Raw genomic sequence first — 24,775 nt, 5'->3', positions numbered from 1 at the left:
TCATGACTAGCCAGCCTCAAAACCCGCTGCGCCTGATGCCAGCACCGGAGACGGCCACCGTCGAGCTGCTCTATCGCACCTTCGGCGACGTGCTTATCCCCCTCGAAAAGCTGCGCGTGCAGTACTTCCGCAACATCAACGCTGAGCGGTTTGCTGCAGAGATCAACAGCGGACGCATACAGCTTCCAGTTACGACCTTGGACGGTAGTCGTAAAGCCTTGAGGTACGCACACATCCGCCACGTCGCTGCACTCATCGACATCCAGGCATACAAGGCCGACGAACTCCACGCGAAGGCCCACGCCGACGCCACCGAAGAAGCCTAACCGTAACGGCTGTCACCACCGGCCACCCACACCACCAGGAGCACACCACATGACTGCAATTCAAATCTGCGCGTTGATCGGCCTGATAGTCGGCGCGGCCCTCATCTACTGGACCGGCTACCGAGGCGGGCTCATTGACGGCCGCGTCGAAGGCATCGAAGAGGGCACGAACGACGAACGCGCCGCCAACGCGAAAACCATTCGTGAGCTGGAGGCATCCCTCCAATTCATCCGCGCCGATCACAAGCACCTCGCAGCCCATGCGAAGCGGCTGAGAGAAAGCCAAGCCTTTGGTCCTCAAGAGCGCCAAACGCTTATGCAGATCGCCGAAAAATTGAGGCTGGCCTCTGACACCTTCCGCGCCATGAGTTCGAAGGCCCAGGCACAGCAGGCGCTCGACCTGCGCGAAAAAACGCTGGGCATGGCCGCTCTGCTGGATCAGGCCAAAGTGGAGGACGCAGCATGAGCCGTCATTGCCCGATGCTACGCCTCTCACCTCAAGACGCCGGCGCGCTTCACCAGCAACACGCCAAAGCCACCGCCGAACTGCGCGAAGTGACTCGATTCCGCAAAGAGTTCGACCGGCAGCTGTCGTTGCTGATCGGCAACGACGCCCTGCGCAAGTTGCACAAGGACACCCAGAACGCCCTGCTGCTCGCCGACCTGGTCAAGGAGGCAGCATGAACTGGATCCTCACGCATACCGGCAAACGCTTCGACCTGTTCGAACCGGACGTCGACATGATCGACCCACGAGACATCGCGCACTCGCTTGCCCATTTGTGCCGCTTCAACGGCCACACCCGCGAATTCTATAGCGTGGCCCAGCACAGTTGCTTGGTTGCGGATCTGGTACCGACCGAGCATAAGCTCGCCGCCCTCCTACACGACGCCACCGAGGCCTACCTCGGCGACATGACCCGGCCGCTCAAGGAGTGGATGCCTTATTACCGTGGCTTCGAGGACGTCGTGTGGGGGCGCGTTTGTGAGCGCTTTGGCCTGGAGATCGACCTTCCCGCAAGCGTGCGCCAAGCCGACCTGATCGCCCTGGCCACCGAACGCCGCGACCTTATGCCACCCGACCCGGCTACCTGGGATCGCCTTGTCGGCATAGAACCCGCGCCTGAGCGCATCCGGCCGTGGTCACCCACCGAAGCCCGGCTCACCTATCACCAGCGCTTGATGGACGAGCTCGCTATCGAACACCGGAGGAAAGCGGCATGAAGCAGAATCAGACCAACACCCAAACCCAGCCCGATTTGCTCCGCAGTGCTAGCAGGGTCGACGCGCCTGTAAAAAACAGCCTCTGCTGCGCAGCAGCAGGCATTACTGCTCTTCCCTGCAACGCCACCGAGGCGCTTATACCCCACGAAAAGCTGCGCGGGGCAGCGCACACTGAAGCAACGCTGATCGCTCAACATAGCCCGCTCGCGCAGCCTGCTCAGGGGTATAAAGCCCACCAGAATGTAGTTTCATGCTTTACAAGCGGCATTAATCCGACCTCGAGCCTTTTCAGCCGCGATGGCAGCCGCCTCGATGTCATAGATAACAAGCATGGAAATGCCACCAGGTTTCGCTTCCTGAATTATCTGTATGCCATGAAGGACATCTCTGACCGCTGCACGGAGTTCAAGCCAGCCTATAGCTGCTTCAGCGCGAGGCACCTCATTGAACTGCACCTCACGCATCAAGTAATCGCAGTCGCGCATAGAGACCTCAAGCCTGGAGACCATACGTCTGTCGCCAGCATTGTCGCTAAGGTAACGGCTGGCATCGCCCGATACATTTGCAACGAAATTCGCGACGGCAAACAATTTATCCAAAAGCTCACGCTCCGCCTGCTTCCCGGCTTGATATGCCCGCTGGTTTTGCGAACTGGCTACGGCAATTGCAACGATAATCGCAAGGACAGAACCGACAGCTTGCACCCATGCCGCCGCGTCCTTCTTGGCATCAAAAGCATCAAGCAATACAAACAGAGCCCACCCCAAAGCGCCGATAGCCAAAAACAACCACACCACCCATACCGTGGCCACGATCATAAGCGGTGGAACGTTCAACCCTTTCATTCAACCCGACACCTTACTATCAAAAAATCCGAGATATTGCCCAGCTTCATTGCTCCCCGTCCACGGAGGCCAAGCATGATGGCATTGATACCTCCAAATGTGGATGGACAATCAAACGGCATGATGGAGGCCGCATGAACACTCTTTTCCTGTTAATGGCCCAGTATGAAGGGCAAGCGGTTATCCCTCTTGATCGCGTCTGTAGTGACTATATGAATTTGACCGTGGAAAAATTCAAAAGAAAAAGACTCGATGGGGAAATCGACATTCCCGTTGTGAGGCTCGGTGCTGACAGTCAAAAGGCGGCATTAGGCATACACCTTCGTGACTTGGCAGAGTACATCGATAAGCAACGCGAGAAAGCAGCAAAGGAACAGAACCAGCTGATGGGACGCGCTGCTTAATATAAAGGGGCATCAGCCCCTTTTTTGCCCTGAAGGACATGCAAAGCTAGTTACATTTTGCCCATTATGAAATAAAAAATAATTGTACTTTTTATGAAGCGCGTAAGTTTTAGCCAAGTCATAAATCTCATAATATTTAGAGCTCGCAGTATTATAGCGCTTAACGTCCTCTGCCGTTCCACAATGCGGATTCGAGTCTAAATCCACTCCTAGAGCAGAAAATTCTGACATTAACAACTGAAGCTTAGTCTCGACATCCTTACGTGCTTGAGCCTCACTTAATGCACTTTGCTGATCTCTTAATTGCGCCAAAGATTTTTCATTCGCGCTTTTCTGTGATTTTATCTCAGATACAGTTCTGGCGACTTCATCCTCAGCTTTTTGCACATTGTACTCACGCTTCTGCAACTCAATTTCACGATCACTTTGAGTTTCCATGACCGAAGCTTTTTCCTCTAAGAATTCTATTTTCTTAGCGTTCAAATCCTCATAACCTTTCCAGAGAAATCCAAGCCCACTGGCATACATCACCAACAGAACAATCACTACTACAAAGTGCTGCTTAACAACGTCTATCATCCCCTTGAAACTCATAGTGAAGCTCACCCACCAATAAAATTAATCGTACAGATTTTCTAGCCACTTCCACGAGGCATATCGATCCCCGCGCCCCCTTAAGTGAGTATACCGTCGCAAGGAGTTCCAATCACGATGACCTGAAACACTCGACACCCTTGGAATATCCCAGTCCATCTCGAACAACCGACTCACCCCTTCATGCCGGAGGTCATGAAAATGAAGGTCAACTATCCCAAGCAACGGACAAGCCCTGGTGAAAGAGGCTGATACCGATTTACCGTTGAAAGGGAAAATCTCCCGCTCCACTTTGGGCATTGAATTCAAGATCGCCCATGCCTCGTCCGGCAAGTGACACCAGACGTCGTTACCTATTTTCTGACCAGGGTTCTTCATGTCTCGAACCAGCACCGCCTGCCTGGATTCGTCGATGTCCTCCCAGCGTATCCGAGTGATTTCTTCCTGCCGACGTGTCGAAAAGATAGCAAAAGCTATTATTTTTGGCATGGGGATCGAGTTATTTCCCCGAGTCTGCATTTCAAAGTAATGCTTCATCAGCTTGTCCAACTCATCAAGAGTAGGTCGGCGATTGCGCTCTTTGCTCTTGGTGACCATTCCGAGCTTACGCAACACCTTTCGAGCGTCAGTCATGGCAAGCGGATCTATCTCATACCCCCAGGCCGGCCGAGCGACCGACAGTACCGCTCCCAAATGCGACAAATCGTTGCCCACCGTCTGCGCCTGGACACCGCCCCCCTCTTTGCTCATTCGCCACTGAGCAAACTCCACCAGCTTCTGACTATTCAGCGCCGAATCATCGACCTCGCCCAGCCACGTCTCCTTGATCGCCGTCAGGGTTGCTCGTTTAGTCTTCCCCAGCGGCCGGATCTTTTCGTACTCGTCCAGGTACTGATCGATCATTTTTTGGATCGTCACGCCCTTCCGGTTCGCACGTTCGATAGCACCTGGCGCGGCCAGCTCCGTCTCCCGTCGCTTGATCCATGCCTGAGCCACCTGCTTCCGGTCGAAGGTTTGGCTTTCCTGATAAACTGTCTTCCCGTCCCGATTAATCCGTATCTGCGCCGTGTAGGCCGTCGAATTGTCCTTGCGCTTGCGTGATGTGATCGTGCCCATATCCAGTTGCTACATTGCCGAGACCGGTTGCTACAATGTAGCAACCGCTTTCCAAAAACAAGGAAAAATGGGTAAAAACTGCTGTATAAAAGATCAGTATTAATGAACTTAGAAAAACCTGAATCGCCTGTAAACACTGGATTGTCCCACCAAGAGCTGTCCCGCCGCTTCAGCGTTGCCCCCATGATGGATTGGACTGACCCCCATTGCCGGTACTTCCTGCGCATCCTCTCCAAACACGCCCTGCTCTACACCGAGATGGTCACCACCGGCGCCCTGCTCAACGGTGATCACGAGCGTTTCCTGCGTCACCACGAAGCCGAGCACCCGCTGGCCCTGCAATTGGGCGGCAGTGTTCCCGCCGACTTGGCCGCCTGCGCCCGAATGGCCGAGGAACATGGCTACGATGAAGTCAACCTGAACGTCGGTTGCCCCAGCGACCGGGTGCAGAACAACATGATCGGCGCTTGCCTGATGGGGCATCCGGAGCTGGTGGCCGATTGTGTGAAGGCCATGCGTGATGCGGTGTCGATTCCAGTGACGGTGAAGCACCGGATTGGAATAAATGGTCGAGACAGCTACGAACAATTGTGCGATTTCGTCGGGACAGTGCGTGAGGCCGGGTGCGGCAGTTTTACCGTGCATGCACGAATCGCGATTCTGGAGGGGTTGTCGCCCAAGGAGAACCGCGACATTCCACCGCTACGTTATGACGTGGTGGCGCAGCTGAAAGCTGACTTCCCTGAGCTGGAAATCGTCCTCAACGGCGGCATCAAGACGCTGGAGGCGTGTCATGAACACCTGCGGACGTTCGACGGCGTGATGCTCGGACGCGAGGCATACCACAACCCTTATCTGCTGGCCGAAGTGGACCAGCAATTGTTCGGCAGCACTGCGCCGGTCATCAGCCGCGCCGAGGCCCTGGCGCAATTGCGGCCTTATATCGCCGCCCACTTGGCGGCTGGCGGCGCCATGCATCACATCACCCGGCATGTGCTGGGGCTGGGCACGGGATTTCCGGGGGCGCGGCGGTTCCGGCAGTTGTTGTCGGTGGACATTCACAAGACGAAGGATCCGTTGGCGCTCCTGGATCAGGCCGGGCAGTTGCTTGAAGGGCGCTAACCATCACTTGCTTTGAACCTGCGCGCTGTTTTGGCATCGTATCTACCGATAGTTGCCCCGGCCTTTCAAACAGCCGTTTCCGGGTTGTTGCCGCTGGGGCCATCGATACCTCTTCACGCCCTTGAGTGGCTGCCGGCCCTCGGGTAATGTCAACGGACCCATAGGACAGAGCACGCTCATGACTTCCAAGCTGGAACAACTCAAGCAGTTCACTACCGTCGTGGCCGATACTGGCGACTTCGAAGCCATCGCCCGCATCAAACCGGTGGACGCCACCACCAACCCTTCCCTGCTGCTCAAGGCTTCGGCCATTCACGGTTATGCCGAACTGCTGAACGCCTGCGTGGCGGACTGCAAGGGCGACGTGGGCCTGGCCAGCGACCGTTTTGGTGTAGCGGTCGGGCAAGAAATCCTCAAGGTGATCCCGGGGCGCATCTCCACCGAAGTGGATGCACGCCTGTCGTTCGATACCGAGGCCATGTTGAAGCGCGCCCATCGCCTGGTCGACCTGTACGAAAAGGCCGGTGTGGGCCGGGATCGCGTGCTGATCAAGATCGCCTCCACCTGGGAAGGCATCCGCGCCGCCGAGCAACTGGAGCGCGAAGGCATCCAGTGCAACCTGACGCTGCTGTTCTCCTTCGCCCAGGCCGCGGCCTGCGCCGACGCCGGGGTGTTTCTGATTTCGCCATTCGTGGGCCGTATCTATGACTGGTACAAAAAGGCCAATGGCAATGACTACACCGGGGCCGACGATCCCGGCGTGCAGTCGGTGACGCGCATCTACAACTACTACAAGGCCAATGACTACAAGACCGTGGTCATGGGCGCCAGCTTCCGTAATCTCAACCAGATCGAGCAACTGGCCGGCTGCGACCGCTTGACCGTCAGCCCCGAACTGCTGGAAAAACTGGCCGCCGACGAGGGCAAGCTGGAACGCAAACTGGCGCCTGGCCAGGCCGGGGAAGCGCGCCTGAGCCTCAATGAGGCGCAGTTCCGCTGGTTGTCCAATGAGGATGCCATGGCAACCGAGAAACTGGCTGAAGGCATTCGTCAGTTCGCTCGGGATCAGGAGAAGCTGGAAGCGTTACTGCAAGCCAAACTCTGAGCTGAACCGACGGCATGCAAAAGGGCGAACCTGGATGGGTTCGCCCTTTTTTGTTCTGTTTGGCTCAAGAGATGGCGGATCGACAAACGCCACCGCGAGCAAGCTCGCTCCCACAGTTTCTGACCGAGTCCAACCTTGAACCCTGTGGGAGCGAGCCTGCTCGCGAAGGCCTCAGCTCGGTCTACAACACCCAGGAATCAGGGCCGCTCCAACGCACTCACCAAGTCATGGAACGCTTCACGATTGGAGTCGTTCAGCCCCATGAGGATCTTGTGCGCTTCAAGCACCTTGATCCGCACGTCCTCTTCGGACTGGTCCTGATCAGGCAGATCATCCAGGCATTCCGGGCATGGCACCGGATCGCCCACGATATTGAACACCTGATCGAAGCCCATCGACTGCAGCAAACGGGTAATGTCGTTGTGGGTGGTGACAACGGTCGGCAGCAGGCCAACCTTTTGCCGCGACAGGATCGACAATTTGGCCAGCAGGCCCAGGGTGGTGCTGTCGATGCTGCGGGTTTCGGTCAGGTCGATCACGATGGCGTTGAAGTTCAACGCGGTGAAGATCTTCTCGATTGTCGCATCCAGCGCCGAACACAGGGTCAGGCGCACTTCACCGACAAACTTCAGGACGAAGGTGCCGTCCTGCTCGGCGAACTGGATTCTACCGGTACTCATCAAAGATTCCTGCTCAACACTAACAGGGCGATATCATCCGGCATCTCCCCTAGCGTGGCTAATCCAAACACTTGCCGCAGGCCTTCCAGGCTGCCGCCCGCCGCACTTACCCGTTCAGGCAAGGCCGCTTCTTTCTCTTTGAGTGTAGGTTCCGACAAAAGGTCCAGAATGCCATCAGACATCAGCGTCAGGCTGAAAGCCGGAGGCAGTTCCAGCACGTGATCTTCATAGGTGGCCTCGTTGAACAGGCCTACCGGCAAGCCACGCCCTTCCAGGTAACGAACACTGTCAGGTGTGTACAACACGGGCAACGGCAGGTGACCGCCGATGCTATACGTCAACAAACCAGTCTCCTCGTCGATGACTCCACCGACCATTGTGACGTGTTTGCCCAGCTTACAACTGATCAGGCCTCGGTTGATATGCCCAAGGACCTCCGAAGGCTTGAATTCGGGCAACGTACCATTGCGCTTGGATTCGAACAGCAGGCGCGTGGTCATGAACTTCAGCAGTACGGTCACGAATGCCGACGAAGCACCGTGTCCGGAAACATCCGCCAGGTAGAAAGCCACTCGGCGCTCATCGACCCGGAAATAATCGACAAAATCCCCCGACAGGTACAACGACGGGATGATCTGGTGGGCAAAACGGAAACCGTCGACGGTCCAGGGGCTGACCGGCAGCATGTTCATCTGCACCTGACGCCCGGCGTTCTGGTCTTCCTGCAACAGGTTCAGGCTGGCTTCCAGCTCACGGTTGGCCGTTTCCAGCTTCTCGCGATAGCGCTGGTTCTCGACCAACAGGCGCGAGCGGTCCAGGGCTCGACGCACCGAATGCTCGAGCACTGCAAGGTCTTCCAGGGGCTTGATCAGGTAATCCGCCGCGCCCAGGCGCAATGCCTCGACCGCGTCGTTCATCACCCCCGCGCCCGACACCACGATCACCGGAGTCTGTGACGATAGCTCGGTGACCTGGCGAATGAGTTCGAGTCCGCCCATCTGCGGCATGCGCAGGTCGCAGATGACCAGGTCGGGCTTGTCCTGCTCGAATACCTGAAGACCCTGCTGGCCGTTGCTGGCCTGCAGGACGCTGAAACCACTGTCTTCCAAGTAGGCGGCGAGGCTGGCTCGCACCACTTCGTCATCATCGATTATCAGCAGCGTGGCACTGGTTTTTGGCATGTGGGCAAACGGCGCCAGAATTAGGTTGGCGTAGGGGGCTGGGCAACTGGGCCTGGCACGCACTACTGGATTCGCTTTCTAGCCTCTCTGTCGTACAGGTTTCAGGCCTTTGCCCTACACGCATATACATCAGAGGTGCCCTTCTAAGGCGCAGACGGTACTCCCATCCGCGGGGCGTTTCAAGCTCATGCAGATAGCCCGCTCGAGCTCTTTATTTGTCAAAGCACAGAGAGTTATAAGAACCGAGCGAAGCGTAACTCAATGGAAGGTTGATCCCGGCCCTGGACAGAAGCCAAAGCACGAAAGGCGGCCTTTCGGGCCGCCTTTCACATTCAACCGGCCGAAATCAGAAATCGTCTTCGACCTGGCCATCCTTGACCTTGAATTCACGGTTCTGCAGAAAGGCGTTGCGCAAGAACACATACTTGTCGCCACTGACCATTTTCTCGGCCGACAGCAGGCTGGCGCGGGTGTCGACGATGTTCAGGCCCCAGACCGAATTACGCACCGAGACGTTGTCGATGTAGGGGTATGGGGTGGCGTAGCTGTCGACCAGCTTGGCCGGCGCATCACGCAGAGTGCTCGGCCCGAGCAGTGGCAACATCAGGTAGGGGCCGCTGCCCAGCCCCCAATATCCCAGGGTCTGGCCGAAATCTTCATCGTTGCGCTGCAGCCCCATCTGGGTCCCGACATCGAAGAAGCCCAGCAGGCCGAACGTCGTGTTGAAGATCAACCGGGCAGTATCAACCCCGGCGGCAGCCGGCTTGGCTTGCAGCACATCGTTGGCCAGGTTGCCGACGTCACCGATGTTGCGAAACATATTGTGGATGCCGTCCTCGAGGAACTGCGGCGTCACGTACTGGTAACCCTGGGCCAGCGGCTTCAGCGCGTAGGTGTCGATGGTGTCGTTGAAGGTGAATATCGGACGGTTGACGCTTTCCCAAGGATCTTCTTCCGTGGCGGCGTGAGCGGCGAACGGCACCAGCAGAACGCTGGCAGATAGACACAGCTGAGCTAGACGATGGCTCCAGCGCATAGGGAAAAACTCCTTGGATTATTCAGGCAAGGGCGCCGAGCCCAGGCGGTAAGGTGGCTAGTATAAGGCGGAACGCGTGGATAGGCAGCACAGAAAAAGGAAGCTCTCCGTAGGAATTTTCCATACGGGTCGCCTTCATCCCACTGTAACCGGACTGTCATCGTGCCTCGTTAGGCTGCGGGTTATTTCAAGGACGTCCACATGCCCCGCGCCGAAGCCAAGCCCCTCCCCGCCCCCAGCCTGACGGCCGTCCTGTTTGGCCTCAGCGGATGCCTGGTTGATTTCGGCTCGCGTGCTCGCCAGCCAGGGATTGTGCCGGCCGAGCACACGCAACTTACACCCGGGGCGTTGGAAAGCCTGCAACGCCTGCGGCAGCTCGACATCCCCTGCGCCTGGCTTGACGAATTGCCGCCCGCCATCAGCCACGGGTTGGCGGCCTCACTGCCGGCATGGGTGAAATCTCCGCAACTTCCTGCAACAAATAATCCGTGGCCAGCGCCCCATGCCTGTTGGCAAGCCCTTATGGCGCTGGATGTCAGGCAACTGGATGGCTGCGTATTGGTCAGCGGCGAACCGAAGCTGTTGCAGTCGGGGCTAAACGCCGGTCTATGGACCATCGGGCTGGCATCCTGCGGCTCGCTGTGCGGCCTTACGCCCGCCGAATGGCAAGCCTTGAGCCAGCAGGAACGGGAAATCAAACGGGCCAAGGCCACGGTCCAGTTGTTCGGCCTGGGCGTGCATTCGGTGATCGATCACCTGGGCGAACTCGATACCTGCCTGGCCGATATCAGCCTGCGTCGCCTCAAAGGCGAGAAGCCGTGACCAGGATCATGCAGGGCGCTTGAGTGTGGATTACTCTTAAGGCAAGCCATGGACTTTTGACGCTGCGTCGCGGTCCATGGCAGTGCCTATCAATAAAGGGAGTACGCCAATGCCTGCCCGCCGCGAATTGCAAGAACAACTGAATGCCCTGCGCGAGCAATTGGAACAGAACCCGCCGCTGTCTGAGTCAGAGCGCGAAAACCTGCACCAGTTGATGGCGCAGATCGACTCTGAGATCCAATTGGAAAACCAACTTCAGGACAACAACCTGGTCGACGGCGTGAACCTGGCCGTGGAACGTTTTGAAGTGGACCATCCAACGATCGCCGGAACACTGCGCAATATCGTTAACACCTTGGGCAGCATGGGGATCTAAGCCCGTCAGACGCCAAAAGCCCTGCTATCGCCAGCAGGGCTTTTTAGTATCTGCGAATTGAAATGCAATCCACTGTGGGAGCGAGCTTGCTCGCGATAGCGGCGCGAAAGTCAGCACATATGTTGAATGAATGACCGCCTTCGCGAGCAGGCTCGCTCCCACAAGAGTCCTCCCACAAGGTCTCTTCCACAAGAACTCTTCAGGAAGGAAATTTTATTGCCGAACCAGACGCTGGTTCGGCAGTTGCACATCCTCGGTGCTGCGATACGGATTGATATCCAACCCACCCCGGCGCACATACCGCGCAAATACCGTCAACTTCTCCGGCTTGAGCAAGCGTTGCAGGTCGAGGAAGATCCGCTCGACGCACTGCTCATGGAAGTCCGAATGCTGGCGGAAGCTGACGATGTAAGCCAGCAGGCTGGCGTGGTCCAGCGCCGCGCCGCGATACTCCACCGCCACGCTGCCCCAGTCCGGCTGGCTGGTTACCGGGCAGTTGGACTTGAGCAGATGGCTGTGCAGGCTTTCCTCGACGATACGCGATGCATCGCAACGCAGCAGCTCCGGACGCGGGTGCTCATAGGAGTCGACAGTGATGTCCAGGTCGTCAACGCAGACACCGGGTAATTCAACGATGCCTTCGCTCTCGACATCCTTGAGGCTGCGAATCCGCACGCCTACCGGCTTGCCCGCCGCGGCCGAAAGGTCCTGGCGCAGCGTGGCTTCCAGGCTCGCGCTGTCGTTGAATGCCGTCTGGTTCAAGGAGTTCAGGTACAGCTTGAAGGATTTGGATTCGATGATATTTGGCGAATCCGCCGGGATCGCGAATTCACCGATGGCGACAACCGGCTTGCCGGACGGCAGCAGCCATGACAGCTCGAAACAGTTCCAGAAATCCACGCCCTTGTACGGCAAGGTCTCGGCCGTCAGGCCCAGTTCCGCCCATTTCGCGGTGCGCGGGATCGGAAACAGCAGTGACGGCGTGTACGTGGCGATGTATTCGCTGGATTTGCCCAGCGGCGAGTGTTCGGCTGCGGGATGCATGACGGAAACCTGACTGAAGAATCAGCGGATTCTACCAGCCTTTACGGTTTCCTTGAGCGCTTGCTCCGCCAACTGGCTTACAGTTGCATTACAACTTTGTCAGCTTGCCCCATGGCACCATGCACCACGGTATAACGCCCACGTTCAAACACAGCCTTGAGCCCTACCATGAAACTGCTGATCGTCGAAGACCAACTGAAAACCGGCCAGTACCTGCGCCAAGGCTTGAGCGAAGCTGGGTTCAACGCCGATCTGGTGGCTGATGGCAGCACCGGCCAGCAACTGGCCGTGAGCGGTGAATACGCGCTGTTGATTCTTGACGTGATGCTACCCGGCCGTGATGGCTGGCAGATTCTGCAAGCGGTGCGCGGCGCCGGGCTGGACACGCCAGTGCTGTTTCTCACCGCGCGGGATGCGGTAGAGGATCGTGTGCATGGCCTGGAACTGGGTGCCGATGATTACCTGGTCAAGCCCTTCGCCTTTTCCGAACTGCTGGCCCGGGTGCGCAGCCTGCTGCGCCGAGGCAGTTCGGCGGCCCAGGAAACCAGCCTGCAACTGGCGGACCTACGGCTGGACTTGATCCGGCGCCGGGTAGAGCGCGGTGGCAAACGCATCGACCTGACCGCCAAGGAATTTGCCCTGCTGGAGATGCTGCTGCGGCGCCAAGGCGAAGTATTGCCAAAGTCGTTGATTGCCTCACAAGTCTGGGACATGAATTTCGACAGTGACACCAATGTCATCGAGGTGGCGATCCGGCGTCTGCGGATCAAGATTGACGACGAGTTTCCCGACAAGCTGATCCACACCGTGCGCGGCATGGGCTATGTCCTTGAAGAGCGCAACCTGTGAGTCGCCGATGGTCGCTGAGCAATCGGTTGGCGCTGCTTTTCGCCGCCTGCACCGCCATCGTGTCGTTGTTTGCCGGCGTGCTGTTCAGCCGCGGCAGCGAGGCGCACTTCATCGAACTGGACCAGCAGTTGCTCGAAGCCAAATTGACTGGCGTGCGCCGCGCCCTGCAAGATGGCCCCAACCCCCAGGCGCGCCTGGCGGACGAGTTGAGCCGTCAGCCGGACCTTGCCTTGCGCATCAAGGACCGCGATGGCGTGCGCTGGCATGACAGCTCGATCCGCCTGCCGGTCCAGGTGCCTGAACGGCCCGGCCTGTCGACCCTCAACGACACCGACAATGACTACCGCGTATTAAACGCGCCGCTGGATCCCAATCGTGCGGATTCGCCCCAACTGACACTGCTGCTGGACATCACCCACCACCAGCATTTCCTGCAACGCATGCAGCGCCTGATCTGGCTGACCGTCGGCCTCTCGGCGCTGGCGACCGCCCTGCTTGGCGCCTGGGCCGCCCGGCGTGGCTTGCGCCCCCTGCGCCGTATGGGCGCCATTGCCAGCAGCGTCTCGGCACGTTCGCTCAATGCTCGACTGCCAGAAGAACACATGCCCGCCGAACTGGCGGAACTGGCCCACAGCATCAACGACATGCTTGGACGCCTCGACGATGCCTTCCAGCGCCTCTCCGCATTCTCCGCCGACATCGCCCATGAACTGCGTACGCCGTTGTCGAATCTGCTGACCCATACCCAGGTCACGCTCACCCGCGAACGCTCGTTGGGCGACTATCGCGAAGCCCTGCACAGCAATCTCGAAGAGCTGCAATGGATGGCACAACTGGTCAACGACATGCTTTACCTGGCCAAGGCCGACCATGGCTTGCTGGCCGTCCAGCGCGAACCACTGGAGCTGGCGCTGGAAACGGACCTGCTGCTGGAGTTTTTCGCGCCGCTGGCCGAAGACGCCGAGGTAAAGCTGAGCCGCGAAGGGAACGCACGCATCGAGGGCGACCGCAGCATGCTGCGCCGCGCGCTGTCCAATCTGCTGGACAACGCCCTGCGCTTCAGCCCAGGTGGTGGCGAGGTGCGGATACGGATTGTCGACGGGCCGCAGACTGTGCGCATCGACGTGGAAAACAGTGGCGGGGAAATTCCGGCGGCGCTGCTGCCGCGCCTGTTCGACCGTTTTTACCGCGCCGACCCGGCTCGCCAGGAAGGCAGCAGTGAACACGCCGGGCTGGGGCTGGCCATTACCCGCTCGATCATCCGCGCCCATGGCGGGGATATCCGCTGTGAATCGGCCGATGGCTGGACGCGGTTCGTGGTGGAGTTGCCAAAGGCCGGTCAGCCCTGACAAAAAACCCTGTGGCGAGGGAGCTTGCTCCCGCTGGAGTGCGAAGCGCTCCCAAAAAATCTGAAAGTCTGCACATCATCCATAATAAGCCCGCCGCCTTTGGGGCTGCTGCGCAGCCCAGCGGGAGCAAGCTCCCTCGCCATGGGGGCTTCCCGCGTTATCAGGAATACCGCAACGCCTGTGCAGGTTCGATCTTCGCCGCGCGCCAGGCCGGGTATACGGTGGCGAGGAAGCTGAGGATGAACCCGGCGGAGCAGATCAGCACCACGTCGCCACGCTGCAGTTCCGACGGCAGGTTGCTGACGAAGTACACGTCGGAACTGAAGATATGCTGGCCGCTGACCCGTTCCAGCCAGCCCACCAACGCGCTGACATTCAATGCCGCAATCACCCCCAGCACGCCGCCGATCAACGTGCCCACCACGCCGATCACCGTGCCCTGGACCATGAAGATTGCCATGATCTGTCGCGGCGTGGCGCCGATGGTACGCAGGATCGCGATGTCCGCGCCCTTGTCGTTCACCACCATGATCAACGTGGCGATGATGTTGAACGCCGCCACCGCGACGATCATCAACAGCAGCAGGCCGATCATGGTTTTTTCCATTTTCATGGCGCTGAACAGGCTACCCTGGGTGTGGGTCCAGTCGTCGGCCTTGTAGGCCGCGCCAAGCCCGCTGGCGATGTCACCGGAGACTTTCGGCGCTGCGTACAGATCTTTCACCGCCAGGCGCACGCTCTGTACCTGGTTCGGTTGCCAATGCTGCATCTGCGCGGCGTCGGCCAGGTGAATCAGCGCCATGGATCCGTCCAGCTCGGCGCCGACCTTGAACACCCCCACCACATTCAGCCGTTGCATCCGCGGGGTGATGCCCCCCGGCGCGGTGCTGACTTCCGGCACGATCAGGGTGACCTTGTCGCCGACATTCAAGCGAAAGCGCCGCGCGGTGATCTCACCGATCACCACGCCGAACTCGCCGGGCTTCAAGGCGTCGAGACGCCCCTGGACGATGTGCTGGGCGACAATCGAGACCTTGCCTTCCTGGGCCGGATCGACGCCGCTGATCTGGATCGGCTGCATCGAACCTTTATGGCTCAGCATCCCTTCCATCTCGGTGAACGGCACCGCAGCCGTCACTTCAGGATTTTTTAATGCCGCGGCGGCCACCGGTTGCCAATCGTCGATCGGGTTGACGCCGACGATAGTGGCGTGAGGCACCATGCCGAGGATGCGCGAGCTCATTTCGCGCTGGAAGCCGTTCATCACCGACAACACGACAATCATCGCCAACACGCCAAGGGCGAGGCCAATCATCGAAGTCATGGAAATGAACGAGACAAAACGATTGCGGCGCTTGGCGCGGGTATAGCGCGTGCCGATGAAAATCGATAACGGTCTGAACATTCGCTGGGCACCGTATGAAAATAAAAGACCCGGCGCCGTATCAGCTACCGGGTTTCGGTCGGTCAGATCGGCGTCAGGCGACCTTCCTGCAAATGCAGGACGCGGTCCATCTGCCGGGCCAGGTTCATGTCGTGGGTCACCACCAGGAACGCCGTGCGCATCGAGGTGCTGAGTTCCAGCATCAAGTCCTGGATGCCTTGCGCGGTATGGGAGTCGAGGTTGCCGGTCGGCTCGTCGAGCATCACCAGCCCAGGCTTGTTGACCAGGGCCCGGGCAATCGCCACGCGCTGGCGCTCGCCGCCGGACAGCTCGGCCGGCTTGTGCTCCAGGCGATGGCCCAGTCCCACGCGCTCCAGCAACGCCGTAGCTCGCTGGCGGGCTTCGGGAATTGCGGTGCGGCCGATCAACAGCGGCATGCAGACGTTTTCCAGCGCGGTGAACTCGGGCAGCAGATGGTGGAACTGGTAGACGAAGCCCAGGGAGCGGTTACGCAACAGGCCGCGGGCCTTTTCGTTCAGCGCCGAAAGCTCTTCGCCCGCCAGCCAGACGCTGCCGGCGGTCGGCGTATCGAGGCCACCGAGCAAATTCAACAAGGTACTTTTTCCGGAGCCGGAAGTCCCGACAATCGCCACGCGCTCACCGGGATGCAGCTCCAGTTGCAGGCCCGACAACACCACCACCGATTCCGGGCCTTCCTCGTAGGACTTGCCCAGGTTGCGGCAGCTCAAGATTGCTTTTTCACTCATGCCCGACTCACTCATAACGTAACGCCTCCGCCGGCTGGGTGCGCGCGGCACGCCAGGCTGGATACAGGGTGGCGAGGAAACTCAGGATCAACGCGGCGCCGCAGACCATCAACACGTCATCGGCCTGCAACTGCGAGGGCAGGTAGTCGATAAAGTACACGTCGGCGTTGAGAAACTTGTGCCCGATCAGCCCTTCGAGGGCGGCAATCGCGGCGCTGACATTCAGTGCGGCGAACATCCCGACCAAGGCGCCTACAAACGTGCCGATGACGCCGATGACGGTGCCCTGGACCATGAAGATCCGCATGATCTGCCCCGGCGTGGCGCCGAGGGTGCGCAGGATGGCGATGTCGCCTTTCTTGTCGTTCACCACCATCACCAGCGTGGAAATGATGTTGAACGCCGCCACGGCGACGATCAGCAACAGGAGCAGGCCGATCATGGCTTTTTCCATGCGGATCGCCTGATACAGGTTGCCATGGGTGCGGGTCCAGTCGCGGGCGTAATAACGGTCTTCGCCGAGCTGCTGGGCGATGTTCCACGCCACGCGCGGCGCCTGGAACAGATCATCGAACTTCAACCGCAGGCCCTGGACCTGATCCGGCTTCCAGCGATGCAGACGCGCGAGATCCTGAAGGTTGGTCACCCCCAGGTAACCGTCCAGCTCGCCGGCACCGACATGGAAGATGCCGACCACGGTGAAGCGCTTCATGCGCGGGAACATGCCGCCTGGAGTGACAGTGACTTCCGGCGCGACAAACGTCAGCTTGTCGCCGATGGCCACGCCGAGCTTGGTCGCCGCCTTGTCGCCGATCACGATACCAAAGCTGCCCGGCGCGAGGTCGTCGAGTTTGCCCTGCCGCATGAAGTTGTCGATGATCGACACCTGCCGCTCCAGCCCGGGATCGATGCCATTGAGCAAGACCTTGGAGACCTTGCCGTCGTTGGTCAGTAACCCCTGCATCTGGGTGAAAGGCGCAACGGCCAACACCTGCGGGTTCTGCTTGACCTTGGCGGCCAGGCTTGGCCAGTCGCTGATGGCTTCGCCGGTTTCGAGGGTCGCGTGGGGCACCATGCCCAGCACGCGGGTGCGCATTTCATGGTCGAAGCCGTTCATGACCGACAGCACGACGATCATCACGACCACGCCGAGGGCCAGGCCGATGATGGACGTCAGGGAAATGAACGATACGAAATGATTGCGACGCTTTGCACGGGTATAACGCGTGCCGATGAATACGAAGAGAGGTCTGAACATGTCGGGGCTTGTTCGGAGGGAAAAGGAACGTCCTTGTGGCGGGGGTCACAAACCAGCTTTACACTCAGACCACCGCCGCTACCATGGGTTCGCCATGTCGACATTAGATGAAGAAGATCGCCGCGAATACTACCGTATCGAGGACACGATCGCACTGGAAATTCGGCCCCTGTCCATTCCTGAAGCAGCCAGCCAGGAAGTGTTGCAGGATGAGTCCCCACTGTTCAACCTGCTCAGCGAGCTGCACCTGAGCGAGTTCGAATCACAACACCTGTTGCGCCAGATCAGCGAGCGCGAGCGCAGCATCGCGGCCTACCTCAAGGCCATGAACAAACGCATCGACCTGCTCAGCCAGGTCATCGCCGTAACGGTGCTCGGCGAAATCGGCGATCCCCAGCCGGTGATCATTTCCGAAGGCGGCATCGATTTCCAATACCCCAGCGCCATTGCCGTCGGCGCGCACCTTTCGGTCAAGCTGGTGCTGATGCCCCAGGCCCTGGGGCTGTTGTTGCGTGCCCGCGTCACCCATTGCGACCCCAAGGGCAACGGTTATGACGTAGGCACCGAGTTTGAGCACCCGACCGACGCCCAGCGCCAATTGCTGGCCCGCTACATCCTGCAGAAGCAGGCGCAGGAACGGCGCCTGGCCCGGGAACTGAACGAATCTGGCATCGATAAGGAATAACCGTGACCCTCATTTATGGCCACCGCGGCGCCAAGGGCGAAGCACCGGAAAATACCCTCACCGGTTTCCAGGAATGCCTCAAGCACGGCGTACGCCGTTGCGAGCTGGACCTGCACCTGTCCATGGACGGCGAGTTAATGGTCATCCACGACCCGACCCTCAAGCGCACCACCGATCGCCGGGGCAAGGTGGTCGAACACACCGCCGCTGAACTGGTGACTTATGACGCGCGCAAGGGCGGCCCGGGCTGGATCAAGCCGTGCCCGATTCCACGCCTGGAAGAGTTGTTCGAGAAGTGTGATTTCGAGCACTGGCAACTGGAGGTGAAAAGCGCCTCACGCACCCGCGCCGCCGCCACCGTGCTGGGCATCCGGGAAATGGCCCAGCGCTTCGGCCTGCTGGACAAGATCACCATCACTTCCAGTTCCCGGGAAGTGCTCAAGGCCGCGCTGGACCTGACTCCGGACATTTCCCGTGGACTGGTCGCCGAATACGCCTGGCTCGACCCGTTGAAGGTCGCCCAGAGCTATGGCTGTGAGATTCTGGCGCTGAACTGGACCCTGTGCACGCCGGAACGCCTGATCAAGGCGCAGCGCCAGGGGCTGCATGTGTCGGTGTGGACGGTCAACGAGCCCGCGCTGATGCGCAGGCTCGCCGACTTTGGCGCTGACAGCCTGATTACAGACTTTCCCGGTTTGGCCACTGCCACCCTCGAGAATTGCTGAAATCGGTCTCCCCGGCCGGCTCAGGCCACCGGCCGGAGCCGCTCAAAAAAGCCGGTTGAGCCCGTCGTAGGCCGCTACCCGATAGGCTTCGGCCATGGTCGGGTAGTTGAACGTGGTGTTGACGAAGTACTTCAACGTGTTCAGCTCGCCCGGCTGGTTCATGATCGCCTGGCCGATGTGGACGATTTCCGAGGCCTGGTAGCCGAAGCAGTGCACACCCAGCACTTCCAGGGTCTCGCGGTGGAACAGGATCTTCAGCATGCCTTGCGGCTCGCCGGCGATCTGCGCACGCGCCATGCTCTTGAAGAATGCCTTACCCACCTCGTACGGCACCTTGGCCTGGGTCAGCTCCTGCTCGTTCTTGCCGATCGAGCTGATCTCCGGAATGGTGTAGATGCCGGTCGGCACGTCGTTGACGAAGCGCCAACTGCCGTTGTCGACGATGCTGCCGGCGGCCGAGCGGCCCTGGTCGTGGGCGGCACTGGCCAGGCTCGGCCAGCCGATCACGTCACCGGCGCCATAGATGTTCGGCACGCAGGTGCGGTAGTTCTCGTCGACTTCGATCTGGCCGCGACTGTTGACCTTCACGCCGATGTTTTCCAGGCCCAGGGTGTCGGTGTTGCCGGTGCGGCCGTTGCACCAGAGCAAGGCGTCGGCCTTGATCTTCTTGCCGGACTTGAGGTGCAGGATCACACCGTTGTCCACGCCTTCGACACGCTCGTAATCTTCGTTGTGGCGCACGGTGATGTTGTTGTTGCTGAAGTGGTAGCTCAGGGCCTGGGAAATTTCCGAGTCCAGGAAGCTCAGCAATTGGCCACGGTTGTCCACCAGTTCCACCAGCACGCCCAGGCCGCTGAAGATCGAGGCGTATTCGCAACCGATCACGCCGGCACCGTAGACGATAAGTTTGCGCGGGGTATGCCCCAGGCTCAGGATCGTGTCGCTATCGTAGATACGTGCGTGGTTGAAATCGATGTCTGCCGGGCGATACGGACGCGAGCCAGTGGCAATGATGATGTGCTTGGCCACCAGTTTCTCGACTACGCCATTGCCGCAGACCACTTCGACCGTTTGCTCGTCGGCGAAGCTGCCCGTGCCGAAAAACACGTCCACACGGTTGCGGGCGTAGTAGCCGGTGCGCGACGCCACTTGCTTGGAAATCACCTTCTCGGCGCTCTTGAGCACGTCCGGGAAGGAGAACCAGCGCGGCTCGCCGATTGCCCGGAACATCGGGTTGGTGTTGAACTGCATGATCTGCCGGACCGAGTGACGCAAGGCCTTGGACGGGATGGTACCCAAGTGGGTGCAGTTGCCGCCGACCTGCCGACGGCTGTCGACCATCGCCACCTTGCGCCCTGCCTTGGCGGCGTTCATTGCCGCACCTTCCCCCGCCGGGCCGGAACCCAGTACCACCACGTCGTAGTTGTAGACAGCCATGCGTACTCCTCAGAACAGGCCGCGATGCCACAGTTGGCACCGACGGCTAAATCATGCCGGCCGGCGGCATGAAGGAACAATTTGGGACCGGTTCACGCGCCCGGCCACAGTCTATAGAAGCGTCAACGCCGCGCACATTACCCCTTGGTCGCGTCGTAGGCTAGGGGGCGCTCCCCTTTACCTGCGCTATTTCGCCACAGGTAACCTTTCATGGCGCTGTCATGCGTATACAAAAACCTGCCTGCATCATCGTGGCGAGGGAGCTTGCTCCCGCTTGAGTGCGAAGCGCTCACAAAAGGGGCCGCTACGCAGCCCAGCGGGAGCAAGCTCCCTCGCCACGGATTCATTGCTGGACGATCTATTGGGGTTTTCCGCCGACCATCCGTTCAAACGCATCGTTTGTGCGTACGACGAAACGCTCTCCATCGCGCAGCACAAAAAATACTCCGATGCCGTGCTCCTGGGCATAGTCCCAACCCTCTTCGGGACCGAGAATCAGCAACAGCGTCGATAGTCCATCGGCCAACATCGCTGAAGGATGAATTACCGTGACTGACGCCAGGTTGTGTAAGACCGGCGCCCCGGTGCGCGCATCAAAGGTGTGGGAGTAACGCTTGCCGCCCTGCTCGAAATATCTACGATAGTCGCCCGACGTTGAAACCCCGTAGCCGTTGACCTCGATGACACGCTCAGCCATTTGCCGATCGTTCCGAGGCTCTTCCAGGGCGATGCGCCAGGCCGACCCATCCGGCTTGTGCCCGGCAGCCTTGAGCTCCCCGGTGGCTTCGGCCAGATAGCTGTCGATGCCCAAAGCCTGGAGCTTCGCGGCGATGCGGTCGACGGCATAACCCGCCGCGATGCTGTTGAAATCGACTTCCACCGCGGCGTCCTTGCATAACCGGTCGCCTTCGATCCGCAAGTAGCCATGGCCAACCTGTCGTCGCGCCAGGGCCAGGGCCTCGGCGCTGGGCACCGCCTCTCGCCGGGATTGCGGGCCGAAGCCCCACAGGTTCAGCAAAGGCTCCACCGTCAGATCGAACGCGCCATGGCTTTGCGAAGATAGCTGCTCACCCACCCGGACAAGTTCAAGCACCGGTCCCGGCATGGTCAGGCAACTGCCGCCAGGCAGCGCATTGAAGCGCTCGATTTCCGAATCGCTGCGATAGGTGGAAAACAGCCGATCCACTTCAGCGAGAATTTTTCCCACCTCGGCCTGCACCACGTTCGGACCGGGCGTGGCGGCATGCCTGACGTACTGGACGGAATAACGGCTGCCCATGGTCGGGCCATCGAAGCGTTCCAGGTTATCGCCCCGGCCGCAGCCGGACACAACGCCGGCCAGCATCACAAGCCCAATCCATCGTCCAGTTAACAAATCTTCATCTCCCCACAAAACCACGCCGGCCATTATGGGCTACAGCGCATGCAAAAAACCCCTGTGGGATTGCAGTGCTTTCATACAAGATTGCCAGAGTGAGTACCTACACATGCCTTCCAACACGAGCAACGGCAAGGCGATTTTTCGCGTTGTCAGCGGCAACTTCCTGGAGATGTTCGACTTCATGGTCTATGGCTTCTACGCCACGGCCATCGCCAAGACGTTCTTCCCGACCGACAGTGCCTTCGCCTCGCTGATGCTGTCCCTGGCGACATTCGGCGCCGGATTCCTGATGCGTCCGCTGGGCGCGATCTTCCTTGGCGCCTACATCGACCGGCACGGCCGGCGCAAAGGCCTGATCATCACCCTCGCGATGATGGCCGCCGGCACGGTGCTGATCGCCTGTGTACCGGGTTATGCCACGTTGGGCGTGGCGGCGCCGCTGCTGGTATTGCTGGGCCGATTGCTGCAGGGCTTTTCCGCAGGCGTGGAACTCGGTGGGGTCTCGGTGTACCTGGCGGAAATCTCTACGCCGGGGCGCAAGGGCTTTTTTGTCAGTTGGCAGTCCGCCAGCCAACAGGCCGCCGTGGTCTTCGCCGGTCTGCTGGGGGTTGGCCTCAATCACTGGCTGAGCCCGCAGGAAATGGGCGAATGGGGCTGGCGCGTGCCGTTCCTGATCGGTTGCCTGATCGTACCGGTCATTTTTGTAATTCGCCGCTCGCTGGAAGAAACGCCGGAATTCCAGGCGAGAAAACATCGCCCTAGCCTGGCGGAAATCGTCCGCTCCATTGGCCAGAACTTCGGCATTGTCCTGGCCGGCATGGCACTGGTGGTGATGACTACGGTGTCGTTCTACCTGATCACGGCCTACACGCCGACATTTGGCAAGGCTGAGCTCAACCTGTCTGACCTGGATGCGTTGCTGGTCACGGTGTGTATCGGCTTGTCGAATTTCTTCTGGCTGCCAGTCATGGGCGCGCTTTCCGACAAGATCGGGCGCAAACCCCTGCTGCTGGCTGCGACAATCCTGGCGATCCTGACCGCCTGCCCGGCGCTGTCCTGGCTGGTGGCGAACCCCAGCTTCAGCCATTTACTGATCGTCGAGCTGTGGTTGTCGTTCCTGTATGGATCGTACAACGGCGCCATGGTGGTCGCCCTGACGGAAATCATGCCGGTTGAAGTGCGTACTACTGGCTTTTCCCTGGCCTATAGCCTGGCGACGGCAACGTTCGGCGGGTTCACGCCGGCGGCCTGTACCTATCTGATCCATGTGCTGGATAACAAGGCTGCACCGGGAATCTGGCTCAGTGGCGCGGCGGTGTTGGGGCTGATTGCGACGTTGGTACTGTTCAAGGGTAATAGGCATGAGCTGCGCACGGCGCAGGCCTCTGTAGTGGGCGGTGCCTGACAGATCGCCATCGTCGGATCGCCGCCCGGAGCAAGCTCGCTCCCACAGTTGACCGAGTTGTTGCTGATGTATGCGGTCCAATGTGGGAGCGAGCTTGCTCGCGATGACGCCCGCCCAAACACAGCAAAACCCAGACAAAAAAACGCCCCGACAAGTCGGGGCGTTTTTTACCAGCAGCTAAAGCTTACTTAGCGCGGAAACGCAGGCGGATTCACATCAGCCATGTCTTCCATTACGCGAACTACCTGACAGCTGTAGCCAAACTCGTTGTCATACCAGACGTACAGGACAACACGATTGTCCTGGACGATGGTCGCTTCGGCATCGACAACGCCAGCGTGGCGCGAACCGACGAAGTCGGTGGACACCACTTCCTGCGAGTTGACGAAGTCGATCTGCTTGTGCAGGTCGGAGTGCAGCGCCATGTAGCGCAGGTACTCGTTCATCTCTTCACGGGTGGCGGCTTTCTCAAGGTTCAGGTTGAGAATGGCCATCGACACGTTCGGCGTCGGCACACGGATCGCGTTGCCGGTCAGCTTGCCAGCGAGCTCAGGCAAGGCCTTGGCGGCAGCAGTGGCGGCACCGGTTTCGGTGATGACCATGTTCAACGCGGCGCTACGGCCACGGCGATCGCCCTTGTGGAAGTTGTCGATCAGGTTCTGGTCGTTGGTGTACGAGTGAACGGTTTCGACGTGACCGTTGATGATGCCGAACTTGTCATTCACGGCTTTGAGCACCGGCACGATGGCGTTGGTGGTGCAGGAAGCGGCGGAGATGATCTTGTCGTCAGCGGTGATTTCGGTGTGGTTGATACCGTGAACGATATTCTTCAGCTTGCCCTTGCCAGGTGCGGTCAGGACAACGCGGTCGATACCCGGGCAGGCCAGGTGCTGGCCAAGGCCATCGGCATCGCGCCATACACCGGTGTTATCCACCAGCAGGGCGTCCTTGATGCCGTACTGGGTGTAATCCACCTCGGTCGGGTTCTTCGCGTAGATCACCTGGATCAGGTTACCGTTGGCGGTGATGGTGTTGTTTTCTTCGTCGATGGTAATGGTGCCGTTGAAGGAACCATGCACCGAGTCGCGGCGCAGCAGGCTGGCACGCTTGGTCAGGTCGTTCTCGGCGCCCTTGCGCACGACGATGGCGCGCAGGCGCAGGCCGTCGCCACCACCGGTTTTCTCGATCAGGATACGCGCCAGCAGACGGCCGATACGACCGAAGCCGTACAGGACCACGTCGGTACCTTTACGAGCCGAAGCGTTCTGCTGACCAACCACGTCAGCCATTTCTTCGCGCACGAACTGTTCGGCGCTACGGCCATTGGCTTCGTTACGGAATTTGAACGCCAGCTTGCCCAGGTCCACCGAGGCCGCGCCGAGCTTGAGCTCGCTCATCGCCTTGAGCAGGGGGAATGTTTCGTGGACGGAGAGTTCGCTGTCGTCGGAAGAACGGTGGCGAGCAAAGCGGTGGGCCTTGAGGATCGCGATGACAGACTGGTTGATCAGGCTGCGGCCATAGATCGAGCTCACCACGTTGTTATTGCGGTAGAGCTGACCGATGAGAGGGATCATCGCTTCTGCGAGTGCTTCACGATCAATCCATTCACCAAGACACTGGTCGGGCTTCTGAGTCACGGTAACCTTCCACATGTAGGGGCT

27 protein-coding genes are annotated in these 24,775 nt (G+C 59.5%); 14 read left to right on the top strand and 13 right to left on the bottom strand.

Annotation, left to right across the window (positions count from 1 at the left end; all coding sequences use genetic code 11):
- The first annotated feature begins 2 nt into the window (after positions 1-2).
- From J3P94_RS10175 to J3P94_RS10160, 4 genes are read left to right on the top strand one after another with little or no spacing between them, the layout of a single operon-like run.
- A complete protein-coding gene (locus J3P94_RS10175) occupies positions 3-326 on the top strand; it encodes a pyocin activator PrtN family protein (protein ID WP_434573072.1) in 324 nt (107 codons plus the stop codon).
- Positions 327-375: 49 nt separating this feature from the next.
- Entirely contained in the window at positions 376-792 is a 417-nt protein-coding gene (locus J3P94_RS10170; RefSeq protein ID WP_434573070.1) for a hypothetical protein, read from the top strand.
- Positions 789-1,010 carry a hypothetical protein gene (locus tag J3P94_RS10165; protein ID WP_434573068.1) on the top strand — a complete coding sequence of 74 codons (222 nt, stop codon included), beginning with the start codon at positions 789-791 and terminating at the stop codon, positions 1,008-1,010. The genes J3P94_RS10170 and J3P94_RS10165 overlap by 4 nt, the downstream gene beginning before the upstream one ends.
- Positions 1,007-1,549 carry a phosphohydrolase gene (locus J3P94_RS10160; protein ID WP_434573067.1) on the top strand — a complete coding sequence of 181 codons (543 nt, stop codon included), beginning with the start codon at positions 1,007-1,009 and terminating at the stop codon, positions 1,547-1,549. The genes J3P94_RS10165 and J3P94_RS10160 overlap by 4 nt, the downstream gene beginning before the upstream one ends.
- A gap of 248 nt (positions 1,550-1,797) precedes the next feature.
- Here J3P94_RS10160 and J3P94_RS10155 read toward each other — a convergent pair whose 3' ends face one another.
- Entirely contained in the window at positions 1,798-2,394 is a 597-nt protein-coding gene (locus J3P94_RS10155) for a hypothetical protein (RefSeq protein ID WP_434573065.1), read from the bottom strand.
- Between the two features lie 134 nt (positions 2,395-2,528).
- On the opposite strand from J3P94_RS10155, the gene J3P94_RS10150 reads away from it, so the two are divergent.
- Positions 2,529-2,798, top strand: coding sequence for a pyocin activator PrtN family protein (locus J3P94_RS10150; protein WP_434573063.1), 270 nt, complete (start codon positions 2,529-2,531; stop codon positions 2,796-2,798).
- 12 nt (positions 2,799-2,810) lie between these two features.
- Here the strand turns inward: J3P94_RS10150 and J3P94_RS10145 are convergent, their stop codons facing one another.
- Together J3P94_RS10145 and J3P94_RS10140 are read right to left on the bottom strand one after the other, a co-directional pair.
- Positions 2,811-3,392 (bottom strand): hypothetical protein, encoded by a 582-nt coding sequence (locus tag J3P94_RS10145; protein WP_434573062.1) that lies wholly within the window; start codon positions 3,390-3,392, stop codon positions 2,811-2,813.
- A 24-nt stretch (positions 3,393-3,416) separates the two neighbouring features.
- Positions 3,417-4,508: a tyrosine-type recombinase/integrase gene (locus J3P94_RS10140; protein ID WP_434573060.1), complete on the bottom strand. Its 1,092-nt coding sequence runs from the start codon at positions 4,506-4,508 to the stop codon at positions 3,417-3,419.
- 102 nt (positions 4,509-4,610) lie between these two features.
- Between J3P94_RS10140 and dusA the strand changes: the two genes are divergently transcribed.
- Together dusA and tal are read left to right on the top strand one after the other, a co-directional pair.
- Positions 4,611-5,630 (top strand): tRNA dihydrouridine(20/20a) synthase DusA, encoded by a 1,020-nt coding sequence (gene dusA / locus J3P94_RS10135; RefSeq protein ID WP_434573058.1) that lies wholly within the window; start codon positions 4,611-4,613, stop codon positions 5,628-5,630.
- 178 nt (positions 5,631-5,808) lie between these two features.
- Entirely contained in the window at positions 5,809-6,735 is a 927-nt protein-coding gene (gene tal / locus J3P94_RS10130; RefSeq protein ID WP_305500037.1) for a transaldolase, read from the top strand.
- Between the two features lie 197 nt (positions 6,736-6,932).
- Here the strand turns inward: tal and rssC are convergent, their stop codons facing one another.
- From rssC to J3P94_RS10115, 3 genes are all read right to left on the bottom strand, one after another.
- Positions 6,933-7,415: an anti-sigma factor antagonist RssC gene (gene rssC / locus J3P94_RS10125; RefSeq protein ID WP_305500035.1), complete on the bottom strand. Its 483-nt coding sequence runs from the start codon at positions 7,413-7,415 to the stop codon at positions 6,933-6,935.
- Positions 7,415-8,596, bottom strand: coding sequence for a two-component system response regulator RssB (rssB, locus tag J3P94_RS10120; RefSeq protein ID WP_434573055.1), 1,182 nt, complete (start codon positions 8,594-8,596; stop codon positions 7,415-7,417). Before rssB ends, rssC begins: the two co-directional genes overlap by 1 nt.
- A 346-nt stretch (positions 8,597-8,942) precedes the next feature.
- Complete coding sequence (locus J3P94_RS10115; protein WP_434573053.1) at positions 8,943-9,632, bottom strand: MlaA family lipoprotein; 690 nt, start codon at positions 9,630-9,632, stop codon at positions 8,943-8,945.
- Between the two features lie 201 nt (positions 9,633-9,833).
- Between J3P94_RS10115 and J3P94_RS10110 the strand changes: the two genes are divergently transcribed.
- Positions 9,834-10,454, top strand: coding sequence for an HAD family phosphatase (locus tag J3P94_RS10110; protein WP_305500030.1), 621 nt, complete (start codon positions 9,834-9,836; stop codon positions 10,452-10,454).
- A 109-nt stretch (positions 10,455-10,563) separates the two neighbouring features.
- Positions 10,564-10,830: a DUF4404 family protein gene (locus J3P94_RS10105; protein WP_434573051.1), complete on the top strand. Its 267-nt coding sequence runs from the start codon at positions 10,564-10,566 to the stop codon at positions 10,828-10,830.
- 213 nt (positions 10,831-11,043) lie between these two features.
- Here the strand turns inward: J3P94_RS10105 and queF are convergent, their stop codons facing one another.
- The gene (queF, locus tag J3P94_RS10100) at positions 11,044-11,874 is read right to left on the bottom strand and encodes an NADPH-dependent 7-cyano-7-deazaguanine reductase QueF (RefSeq protein WP_434573050.1); all 831 of its coding nucleotides are present in this window, start codon (positions 11,872-11,874) and stop codon (positions 11,044-11,046) included.
- A 168-nt stretch (positions 11,875-12,042) separates the two neighbouring features.
- Here queF and J3P94_RS10095 point away from each other — a divergent pair, with 168 nt between their 5' ends.
- On the top strand, positions 12,043-12,723 hold the full coding sequence (locus tag J3P94_RS10095; RefSeq protein WP_434573049.1) for a heavy metal response regulator transcription factor: 681 nt from the start codon (positions 12,043-12,045) through the stop codon (positions 12,721-12,723).
- Positions 12,720-14,072 carry a heavy metal sensor histidine kinase gene (locus tag J3P94_RS10090; protein ID WP_434573048.1) on the top strand — a complete coding sequence of 451 codons (1,353 nt, stop codon included), beginning with the start codon at positions 12,720-12,722 and terminating at the stop codon, positions 14,070-14,072. Before J3P94_RS10095 ends, J3P94_RS10090 begins: the two co-directional genes overlap by 4 nt.
- Before the next feature lie 160 nt (positions 14,073-14,232).
- On the opposite strand, the gene J3P94_RS10085 is transcribed toward J3P94_RS10090, so the two are convergent.
- The 3 genes from J3P94_RS10085 to J3P94_RS10075 form a co-directional block, all read right to left on the bottom strand.
- Positions 14,233-15,477 carry a lipoprotein-releasing ABC transporter permease subunit gene (locus J3P94_RS10085; RefSeq protein WP_434573046.1) on the bottom strand — a complete coding sequence of 415 codons (1,245 nt, stop codon included), beginning with the start codon at positions 15,475-15,477 and terminating at the stop codon, positions 14,233-14,235.
- A 62-nt stretch (positions 15,478-15,539) separates the two neighbouring features.
- Positions 15,540-16,223, bottom strand: a complete 684-nt coding sequence (gene lolD, locus J3P94_RS10080; RefSeq protein WP_434573044.1) for a lipoprotein-releasing ABC transporter ATP-binding protein LolD — start codon at positions 16,221-16,223, stop codon at positions 15,540-15,542.
- Positions 16,224-16,230: 7 nt separating this feature from the next.
- Positions 16,231-17,481, bottom strand: a complete 1,251-nt coding sequence (locus tag J3P94_RS10075; RefSeq protein ID WP_305500020.1) for a lipoprotein-releasing ABC transporter permease subunit — start codon at positions 17,479-17,481, stop codon at positions 16,231-16,233.
- Between the two features lie 94 nt (positions 17,482-17,575).
- On the opposite strand from J3P94_RS10075, the gene J3P94_RS10070 reads away from it, so the two are divergent.
- Entirely contained in the window at positions 17,576-18,166 is a 591-nt protein-coding gene (locus J3P94_RS10070) for a PilZ domain-containing protein (RefSeq protein WP_305500019.1), read from the top strand.
- Positions 18,167-18,168: 2 nt separating this feature from the next.
- Positions 18,169-18,891, top strand: a complete 723-nt coding sequence (locus J3P94_RS10065) for a glycerophosphodiester phosphodiesterase (RefSeq protein WP_003199672.1) — start codon at positions 18,169-18,171, stop codon at positions 18,889-18,891.
- Positions 18,892-18,933: 42 nt separating this feature from the next.
- On the opposite strand, the gene sthA is transcribed toward J3P94_RS10065, so the two are convergent.
- Both sthA and J3P94_RS10055 read right to left on the bottom strand, forming a co-directional pair.
- Entirely contained in the window at positions 18,934-20,328 is a 1,395-nt protein-coding gene (gene sthA, locus J3P94_RS10060) for a Si-specific NAD(P)(+) transhydrogenase (protein WP_245142796.1), read from the bottom strand.
- 358 nt (positions 20,329-20,686) lie between these two features.
- Positions 20,687-21,673, bottom strand: a complete 987-nt coding sequence (locus J3P94_RS10055; protein WP_434573041.1) for an FAD:protein FMN transferase — start codon at positions 21,671-21,673, stop codon at positions 20,687-20,689.
- A gap of 142 nt (positions 21,674-21,815) precedes the next feature.
- On the opposite strand from J3P94_RS10055, the gene J3P94_RS10050 reads away from it, so the two are divergent.
- On the top strand, positions 21,816-23,114 hold the full coding sequence (locus J3P94_RS10050; RefSeq protein ID WP_434573039.1) for an MFS transporter: 1,299 nt from the start codon (positions 21,816-21,818) through the stop codon (positions 23,112-23,114).
- 188 nt (positions 23,115-23,302) lie between these two features.
- On the opposite strand, the gene J3P94_RS10045 is transcribed toward J3P94_RS10050, so the two are convergent.
- A complete protein-coding gene (locus tag J3P94_RS10045) occupies positions 23,303-24,766 on the bottom strand; it encodes a glyceraldehyde-3-phosphate dehydrogenase (protein ID WP_305500011.1) in 1,464 nt (487 codons plus the stop codon).
- Positions 24,767-24,775 lie beyond the last annotated feature (9 nt).

Source organism: Pseudomonas sp. Z3-8, from assembly GCF_051131975.1.
Classification (GTDB): Bacteria; Pseudomonadota; Gammaproteobacteria; order Pseudomonadales; family Pseudomonadaceae; genus Aquipseudomonas.
The sequence above is the reverse complement of the archived record's forward strand: the minus strand, read 5'-3'. Positions and strand labels throughout refer to the sequence as shown.